3 protein-coding genes are annotated in these 9,969 nt (G+C 58.5%); all 3 read left to right on the top strand.

Annotation, left to right across the window (positions count from 1 at the left end; all coding sequences use genetic code 11):
* Nucleotides 1–450: 450 nt before the first annotated feature.
* Nucleotides 451–825, top strand: a complete 375-nt coding sequence (locus BTN82_RS07210) for a chemotaxis protein CheY (RefSeq protein WP_148169473.1) — start codon at nucleotides 451–453, stop codon at nucleotides 823–825.
* A 96-nt stretch (nucleotides 826–921) separates the two neighbouring features.
* Complete coding sequence (locus BTN82_RS30905) at nucleotides 922–1,437, top strand: hypothetical protein (protein WP_148169475.1); 516 nt, start codon at nucleotides 922–924, stop codon at nucleotides 1,435–1,437.
* Nucleotides 1,438–1,567: 130 nt separating this feature from the next.
* Nucleotides 1,568–9,969: ESPR-type extended signal peptide-containing protein (locus tag BTN82_RS31285; RefSeq protein ID WP_186828363.1), on the top strand; the 8,402-nt coding region annotated here is incomplete at its 3' end.

Genomic DNA, 9,969 nt, shown 5'->3' on the forward strand with positions numbered 1-9,969 from the left:
GATACTCGATTGAAAGCTTCGTGAAAGAAATCCTCTCCAGGCAAAACGCCTTCCTCGGCATTATTGATGGTTTCTATCAGCTCTGCTCATGGGTGAAAGACCGTCTTTTTTGCTAACTTTTTGATTTTATTGAATAAAATATAATCAAAGGCTCCCTTTCGATTTCAATCCTTCCCCGCTCGAACCGTTGATTTCTGTCCTGGGCACAGTTGCTCGATTGACAGGTGAGCGTTCTTGATTATTATGATGTTGACCAACATTAAAAAGGGGCTCACGCTCCAGATTGGCCATGAAAGGCACAGATTCTGGTCCTTCAGTAGTGGTAGCCGCGGTTTTGGAGGAGGTATGCCTTGCAAGGATTTGTTTGGTTGAAAGGGCTTTCGGGGCAAGGCATGAGGCACGGATGCTTGTCTATTTCTGGCAGTTTTGTATTGGCAGAGGTTGGTTGAAATGCCCGATAAAACGATGCGTGTGATGATTGCCGATCAGCAACACAGCCGCCTTTTGGAAATAGAGCGCCTGCTCAATGACGCTGGATATCATCGGATAGTGCCCGTGCAGACTCCTGAGGACATGCTGAAGCTAATTGAAGCAGCGCCCTTCGGAATGCTTGTGATGAACTCTGATTTTTTATTGGGCTGCGACGGAACCGCGCTGGAATTCATTCAGCGAATTTCGATGGTCAAGTCCGTGCTCTTTTATGGCAGCGGCAGGGTTTCGTCTTCTCAGTCCTGGGAAACTCGTAATGTTCGGGTCTTCTTTTCAACCTCGCCGTCCAGCGGCGTTATTTCAAATGTTGTCAGGTCGCTGGGCGTTCACGAGTAGTTTGAGGCCTTTGGAGTTTCGAGCGGGATGCGCGGGGAATAGCACATTAAGGATGAAAAGTTTTGGGTTGGCTGTAAAGGTACGGAGGCGTGACGCATGCGTACAACAGAAGTAGTACGGGTCGGTAATGTAATCATCAGTTTTGCTCGTGAGTTGGAGTTGGCTAAGCGTTGTCCGAAGATAACCCTGGACGAAATCGTTCGAGAATCCGGCATCGTTTCTTATGGCGGCTTGCGGATTTCAAAAACACAAGATGCGGGTCCCGTCTGGACGCGTGACTCCACATTGCAAGAGTTCATTGCGTGGGTTGCCCTGCATCTAAAAAGAAAAGGCATGGAGGGCCAATGCAGTAAAGGATTTAAAGGCGAGTTGGTGGGGGCATGGTCCGGCGGTAAGGACAATGTCGAGCAGAACTCATTAGGCGACAAGATCGAGTTCTACTTATCGATGCTTGAAAGGCACTTGAATAGCCGGAGGGAGTCCCTGGCCATGCTCAATTCTCTAGTCGGTGCGTTTCTTATGGCTTATGCGCTGGGGGCAGAGGCTAAAGATGAGTCGGCGTCGATCGAGGCGCTGGTTTTTGAAGTCGTGGAATCAATGTTGGTTGCCTGAAAGTTAAAAGCTTCACGTCGAAAGCTTTTTTATGTGGTGCAAAAAAGCAGTTACCTACCTGCGTTAAATATTTATGCGGGCGGCACCCCTGTGTCTGGATCTTGGAGGTTGGCTTTAGCCAAATGGAAAAATGAATAGATTTTACTCGGTTGTCTGGAACTTTTCGCTTGGGTGCTGGGTGGTTGCCTCTGAGTTTGCCGCCAAGAATAAAAAGAAGTCGACATCGATCTCGGTAGTTCCTGCTGAAATCGAAAAAGGGTTGAGTCGTTGGGGCGGGGCGGGTGTCTCGTTAGGTATAGGAGCAATAGTGGTTTTTGCTCCAATGGGGGCTTATGCCGCTACTATTGATTGCTCATCAGCTACTATTGGGGCCGGCCAATTTTTTGTATGTACTCCTGGTACTAATACTGGGCTTAGGTTTGTTGCCAACAATGACAGAAGTGGCCCCAATGAAGAACTTCAACTTGCTGGTGGTGGGGACAATGGACAGGCTATTAGATTGTACTTTCGAGGCAATGCGGATACCGCTAATCAGTCCAATGTCTTCATAGGGGATGCGGCTTTTACGGCCTCCACTACGCGGGTTTTCGCCAATAACTTTATCGTTGGGGACACAGCCACTACAGCAAGCGGCTCCAATAATATCGTCATGGGTATCGGTGCATCCGCTACCTCGGACTCAGTCGTCATTGGTACTTCTGCCAGTACCGGGCAAGGACGAGGCATCGCGATCGGCCTCAATGCCACAGTCGCCTCGGCCAGCACGGGGGCGGGAATCGCCATCGGCAGCGGTGCCAATGTAACGGGATCCGGCTCGCTGGCTTTTGGTTTTCAGAGCAAATCCACGGGCACCAATTCCCTTGCTATTGGCGGAGTCGCTGCTGCTACCGCCGATAACGCCACCTCGTTGGGGGTGAGCTCGAGCGCATCAGGCGCCAACTCGACAAGCTTAGGCGCTTCTTCGACAAGTACCGGCTCGGGGGCGTTGGCATTGGGCCTTTCTTCGTCGGCGACAGGTAATAATTCGGTAGCGGCTGGCCGGGGTGCGCAGGCTCAAACCGTTTCTTCAGTGTCTATTGGCGATTCGGCAACCGCCCAGGCGTCGCGAGCGGTTGCCATTGGCCCCAATGCCTCGGTAAGCAATTCCGGGTTCACCAGCGGTATCGCTATCGGTGATAACTCCAGTGTGACAGGTGGGGCAGCCATTGCGCTCGGCCTTAACAGTAGCGCGGCAGGTCTCGTTTCCACGGCTATCGGCAATACAAGCTCTGCTGTGGGGAATCGATCACTGGCTCTGGGAGGGAACACGGTGGCCACGGGAGTAAACTCCGTCGCGCTTGGTCAGGCTTCACAAGCCCAAACCGACTCTTCGGTGGCGATCGGGGATTCGGCTATCGCCAAAGGTGGCAAGGCGGTGTCGATTGGCGCGGGCAACACCGCCAATGGCAATGGCGCGGTGGCGATCGGCGATCCCAATACAGCCACCGGCACCGGTGCCGTGGCGATGGGGGAAAACAATACCTCCAACGGGCAGGGTGCCGTGGCGCTGGGCAATGGTAATACGGCCACGGGGAAAGGTTCGCTGGCGTTGGGCAATACCGCTTCGGCCTCGGCGGCGGGAAGCGTGGCGCTGGGCGATAGCGCGAGCTCCAACGTGGCCAACGCTGTTGCAATCGGTACCTCGGCCACCACAGCTCAACAGTTCGGCATTGCTATTGGCCGGAATGCCTCTGTAGGCGGAACCAGTGGATTCGCTTCTGGTATTGCCATAGGGTCCGGCTCTTCCGCTACCGGCGGGTCGGCGATTGCGATGGGTTATAACAGTAATGCGGCGGGCTTGGTTTCTACGGCTCTCGGCGGCGCCAGCTCCGCTGTGGGGGATCGATCGACAGCTTTGGGGTTTAGCGCGGTCTCGACGGGGGTGAACTCCGTCGCGCTCGGTCAGGCTTCACAAGCCCAAACCGACTCCTCCGTAGCGATCGGGGACGCGGCCATCGCCAAAGGCGGCAAGGCGGTGTCGATTGGCGCGGGCAACACCGCCAATGGCGATGGTGCGGTGGCGATCGGCGATCCCAACACGGCTGTTGGGGCCGGGGCCGTGGCGATGGGGCAGAATAATTCGGCCGCTGGCCAAGGGGCCGTGGCCCTGGGCAACGGCAACACCGCCACCGGCCAAGGTTCGCTGGCCTTGGGCAATACCGCTTCGGCCTCGGCGGCGGGAAGCGTGGCGCTGGGCGATAGCGCGAGCTCCAACGTGGCCAACGCTGTTGCAATCGGTACCTCGGCCACCACAGCTCAACAGTTCGGCATTGCTATTGGCCGGAATGCCTCTGTAGGCGGAACCAGTGGATTCGCTTCTGGTATTGCCATAGGGTCCGGCTCTTCCGCTACCGGCGGGTCGGCGATTGCGATGGGTTATAACAGTAATGCGGCGGGCTTGGTTTCTACGGCTCTCGGCGGCGCCAGCTCCGCTGTGGGGGATCGATCGACAGCTTTGGGGTTTAGCGCGGTCTCGACGGGGGTGAACTCCGTCGCGCTCGGTCAGGCTTCACAAGCCCAAACCGACTCCTCCGTAGCGATCGGGGACGCGGCCATCGCCAAAGGCGGCAAGGCGGTGTCGATTGGCGCGGGCAACACCGCCAATGGCGATGGTGCGGTGGCGATCGGCGATCCCAACACGGCTGTCGGGGCCGGGGCCGTGGCGATGGGGCAGAATAATTCGGCCGCTGGCCAAGGGGCCGTGGCCCTGGGCAACGGCAACACCGCCACCGGCCAAGGTTCGCTGGCCTTGGGCAATGCCTCGTCGGCCTCCGTGGCGGGCGCCATGGCATTGGGTGACGGCGCGAACGCTTCCGCCGGTAGCGCGATCGCCCTCGGCGTTGGCGCCACTGCGGGCAATACAAAAGACGTTGCCCTGGGCGCAGGCAGTACGACGGCGGCACCTCACACTGGGGCTACCGCGCTATATGGCGCGACAGCGCAGGGGGTGGCCAATGCGGTCAATGGCGTGGTGTCTGTCGGGGCGACGGGGGCTGAGCGGCAAATACAGAATGTCGCCGCCGGGGTCATTTCCGCCACCAGTACCGATGCGATCAACGGTTCTCAGCTGAACTCGGTGGCCAGCGGCATCAATAATCTGGGCAACAGTACGGCGACCACTCTGGGGGGCGGTGCGACCTATTCCACCAGCACCGGGATGGTCAGTGGCTTCAGTCAACCGATCAACAGTGTCAGCACCACGGGCGCCGTGGGGGCTGCCACTGCTCAAACCAGTGTCGCCGGTGCATTGGGCGCGTTGAATACGGATGTGGTGAACACCGCCAACATTGCCGTGAAGTACGACGCGGCAGGTGGCAGCACCATTACCCTGGGGGGCATCGGTGGTACGGGCGGGCCCGCTGGTGGCGTAAAAATCACTAATCTGAGCCCTGGCGTTTTAAGTGCTTCGTCCACTGACGCGGTCAATGGCTCTCAACTTTTTGCGACCAATCAGGCCGTCAACAACATCGTCAACAATGGCGTCAGCACCAAGTACTTCCATGCCAATTCGACCCTGGTGGACAGTACAGCCAGCGGCACCGACAGTGTCGCGGTCGGCCCGGCCGCCAGTTCGACGGCAACCAACGCAGTGGCCATGGGTAATGGCGCGACGGCCAGTACTGCCAATTCCATTGCCTTGGGGAGCGGTGCAACCACTGCTGCCGCGACGGCGACACCCAGCGGTGTGGTCAATGGCACTACCTACACCTATGCCGGTGCGGCACCGGTCGGGGTATTGAGCCTGGGCAGTACCGGCAACGAGCGCCAGCTCAGTAATGTGGCCGCCGGCAAGGTCAGTGCCAGCAGCACAGACGCCATAAACGGCAGCCAACTGTTTGGTACCAATACCGCGGTAACGACACTCGGTACTCAGGCCACAACCCTGGGCACTACCGCCGCGACCACGATGGGCGGCGGCGCGACCTATTCGCCGGCTACCGGGCTGACGGGTTTCAGCCAGCCCATTAATGGGATCAGTACGACCGGTGCTGTTGGTCCTGCGACGGCGCAGAGCAGTGTCGCCGGCGCACTGAGCGCGTTGAATTCGGACGTGGTGAATACCGCCAACATCGCCGTGAAGTATGACGCGGCGGGTGGTAACACCATCACCCTGGGAGGCATCGGTGGTACGGGCGGGCCCGCTGGTGGCGTAAAAATTACTAACCTGAGCCCTGGTGTTTTAAGCGCTTCGTCGACCGATGCGGTGAATGGTTCTCAGCTGTTTACAACCAATCAGACCGTCAACAACATCGTCAACAATGGTGCCGGCATCAAGTACTTCCACGCCGACTCGACCCTGGCGGATAGCGTTGCTAGCGGTACCGACAGCGTTGCTGTGGGACCTGAAGCCAGCTCGACGGCAACCAACTCTGTGGCCATCGGCAATGGTGCCGTCGCCAGTGTGGCGGACTCGATTGCCCTGGGTAACGGCGCAACCACCGCAGCCGCGACTGCAACACCAAGTGGAGCGGTTAACGGCACCACCTACACCTATGCCGGAACGGCACCGGTGGGTGTAATGAGCGTGGGCACTGCCGGTAAAGAGCGTCAGGTCACTAACGTGGCGGCAGGCCAGGTCAGTGCCAGCAGCACCGATGCCATAAATGGCAGCCAACTGTTTGGTACCAATACTGCAGTGACCGCTTTGGGTACCCAGACCAACACCTTGGGTACTACCACGGCGAGTACGATGGGTGGCGGCGCGAGTTACTCGCCGGCTACCGGGCTGACGGGTTTCAGCCAGCCCATTAATGGGATCAGTACGAGTGGTGCTGTTGGTCCTACGACGGCACAGACCAGCGTCGCCGGTGCACTGAGCGCGTTGAATTCGGACGTGGTGAATACCGCCAACATTGCCGTGAAGTATGACGCGGCGGGTGGCAACACCATCACCTTGGGTTCTACCGGTGGAGTCGGCGGGCCTGCTGGTGGGGTGAAAATTACTAACCTGACCCCAGGTACCTTGAGTGCTTCGTCGACCGATGCGGTGAATGGTTCTCAGCTGTTTACAACCAATGAGACTGTTAACAACATCGTGAATAACGGTGCCGGTATTAAGTACTTCCATGCCGACTCGACCCTGGCGGATAGCGTTGCTAGCGGCACTGATAGCGTTGCTGTAGGGCCTGAAGCCAGCTCGACGGCAACTAACGCAATAGCTATCGGTAAGGGTGCGGTCGCCAGCGTGGCGGACTCGATTGCCCTGGGTAACGGCGCAACCACCGCAGCCGCGACTGCAACACCGAGTGGTGCGATTAACGGCACCACCTACACCTATGCTGGGACTGCACCGGTGGGTGTGATGAGCGTGGGGACTGCTGGTAAAGAGCGTCAGATCACTAACGTAGCCGCAGGGCAGGTCAGTGCCAGCAGCACCGATGCCATAAATGGCAGCCAACTGTTCGGCACCAATACTGCAGTGACCGCGCTCGGTACTCAGACCACAACCCTGGGCGCTACCACGGCGAGCACAATGGGTGGCGGCACAACCTATTCGCCGACTACCGGGCTGACAGGTTTTAGCCAGCCGATCAACAGTGTCAGCGCTACGGGCGCCGTGGGAGCCACCACTGCACAAACCAGCGTCGCCGGTGCACTGAGTGCGTTGAATACGGACGTGGTGAACACCGCCAACATCGCTGTGAAGTATGACGCGGCTGGCAGCAACACCATTACTTTGGGTGCTATTGGTGGGGTGGGCGGACCTGCTGGCGGGGTAACAATCACTAATTTGGCCCCTGGTATCTTGAGCGCTTCGTCAACTGACGCGGTCAATGGCTCTCAACTCTTTGCCACCAACGAGGCCGTTAACAACATCGTCAACAACGGCGATGGCATCAAGTACTTTCACGCCAACTCGACCTTGGCAGACAGCGTTGCTAGCGGTACCGATAGTGTTGCTGCCGGTCCAGCCTCTACGGCATCGGCAACCAATGCAGTCGCGATTGGTAATGGTGCGGTCGCCAGCGTGGCGGACTCGATTGCGCTGGGTAACGGCGCAACCACTGCTGCTGCAACAGCGACACCAAGTGGTGCGATTAACGGCACCACCTACACCTATGCCGGAGCACCGGTGGGTGTCATGAGCGTGGGTACTGCCGGTAAAGAACGGCAGATCACTAACGTGGCTGCAGGCCAGGTCAGTGCCAGCAGCACCGATGCCATAAACGGTAGCCAGTTGTTTGCGACTAACACTGCAGTCGACGGTATCGGCACCAGCGTCAACAACATCGTCAACAACGGCGCTGGCATCAAGTACTTCCACGCCAACTCGACCCTGGCAGACAGCGTTGCTAGCGGCACTGATAGCGTTGCTGTAGGGCCGGCAGCCAGTTCGACAGCAACCAACGCAGTAGCCATCGGCAATGGTGCCGTCGCCAGTGTGGTGGACTCGGTTGCCCTGGGCAACGGAGCAACCACCGCTGCTGCAACAGCGACACCGAGTGGTGCGATTAACGGCACCACCTACACCTATGCTGGGACTGCACCGGTGGGTGTCATGAGCGTGGGGACTGTTGGTAAAGAGCGTCAAATCACTAACGTGGCCGCAGGCCAGGTCAGCGCCAGCAGCACCGATGCCATAAACGGTAGCCAGTTGTTTGCGACTAACACCGCAGTCGACGGTATCGGCACCAGCGTCAACAACATCGTCAACAACGGCGCTGGCATCAAGTACTTCCACGCCAACTCGACCCTGGCAGACAGCGTTGCTAGCGGCACTGATAGCGTTGCTGTAGGGCCGGCAGCCAGTTCGACAGCAACCAACGCAGTAGCCATCGGCAATGGTGCCGTCGCCAGTGTGGTGGACTCGGTTGCCCTGGGCAACGGAGCAACCACCGCTGCTGCAACAGCGACACCGAGTGGTGCGATTAACGGCACCACCTACACCTATGCTGGGACTGCACCGGTGGGTGTGATGAGCGTGGGGACTGCTGGTAAAGAGCGTCAGATCACTAACGTAGCCGCAGGGCAGGTCAGTGCCAGCAGTACCGATGCCATAAATGGCAGCCAACTGTTTGGCACTAATACCGCGGTGACTGCTCTGGGTACCCAGACCAACACCCTGGGTACTACCACGGCGAGCACGATGGGCGGCGGTGCGACCTATTCGCCGACTACCGGGCTGACAGGTTTTAGCCAGCCGATCAACAGTGTCAGCGCTACGGGCGCCGTGGGAGCCACCACTGCACAAACCAGCGTCGCCGGTGCACTGAGTGCGTTGAATACGGACGTGGTGAACACCGCCAACATCGCTGTGAAGTATGACGCGGCTGGCAGCAACACCATTACTTTGGGTGCTATTGGTGGGGTGGGCGGACCTGCTGGCGGGGTAACAATCACTAATTTGGCCCCTGGTATCTTGAGCGCTTCGTCAACTGACGCGGTCAATGGCTCTCAACTCTTTGCCACCAACGAGGCCGTTAACAACATCGTCAACAACGGCGATGGCATCAAGTACTTTCACGCCAACTCGACCTTGGCAGACAGCGTTGCTAGCGGTACCGATAGTGTTGCTGCCGGTCCAGCCTCTACGGCATCGGCAACCAATGCAGTCGCGATTGGTAATGGTGCGGTCGCCAGCGTGGCGGACTCGATTGCGCTGGGTAACGGCGCAACCACTGCTGCTGCAACAGCGACACCAAGTGGCGTGGTTAACGGCACCACCTACACCTATGCCGGTACTGCACCGGTGGGTGTCATGAGCGTGGGGACTGTTGGTAAAGAGCGTCAAATCACTAACGTGGCCGCAGGCCAGGTCAGCGCCAGCAGCACCGATGCCATAAACGGTAGCCAGTTGTTTGCGACTAACACCGCAGTCGACGGTATCGGCACCAGCGTCAACAACATCGTCAACAACGGCGCCGGTATCAAGTACTTCCATTCCAACTCGACTCTGGCGGATAGCACTGCCAGCGGCACTGACAGCGTTGCTGTGGGACCTGAGGCCAGCTCGACGGCAACTAATGCAGTCGCGATTGGTAATGGTGCGGTCGCCAGCGTCGCCGACTCGATTGCCCTGGGTAATGGCGCTACTACTGCAGCCGCCACGGCTATACCAAACGGCGTGGTCAATGGCACGACCTACACCTATGCCGGTACTGCACCGGTGGGTGTGATGAGCGTGGGGACTGTTGGTAAAGAGCGTCAGGTCACTAACGTGGCGGCAGGCCAGGTCAGTGCCAGCAGCACCGATGCCATAAATGGCAGCCAACTGTTCGGCACCAATACTGCAGTGACCGCGCTCGGTACTCAGACCACAACCCTGGGCACTACCACGGCAACCACGATGGGGGGCGGTGCGACCTATTCGCCGACTACCGGGCTGACAGGTTTTAGCCAGCCCATTAATGGGATCAGTACGACTGGTGCTGTTGGCCCAACGACGGCGCAGACCAGTGTCGCCGATGCACTGAGCGCGTTGAATACAGGCGCGGTAAACACCGCCAACATTGCCGTGAAGTACGACGCGGCAGGTGGCAACACCATCACCTT

Source organism: Pseudomonas chlororaphis, from assembly GCF_001921865.1.
In the GTDB taxonomy this organism is placed as follows: Bacteria; Pseudomonadota; Gammaproteobacteria; order Pseudomonadales; family Pseudomonadaceae; genus Aquipseudomonas; species Aquipseudomonas chlororaphis_D.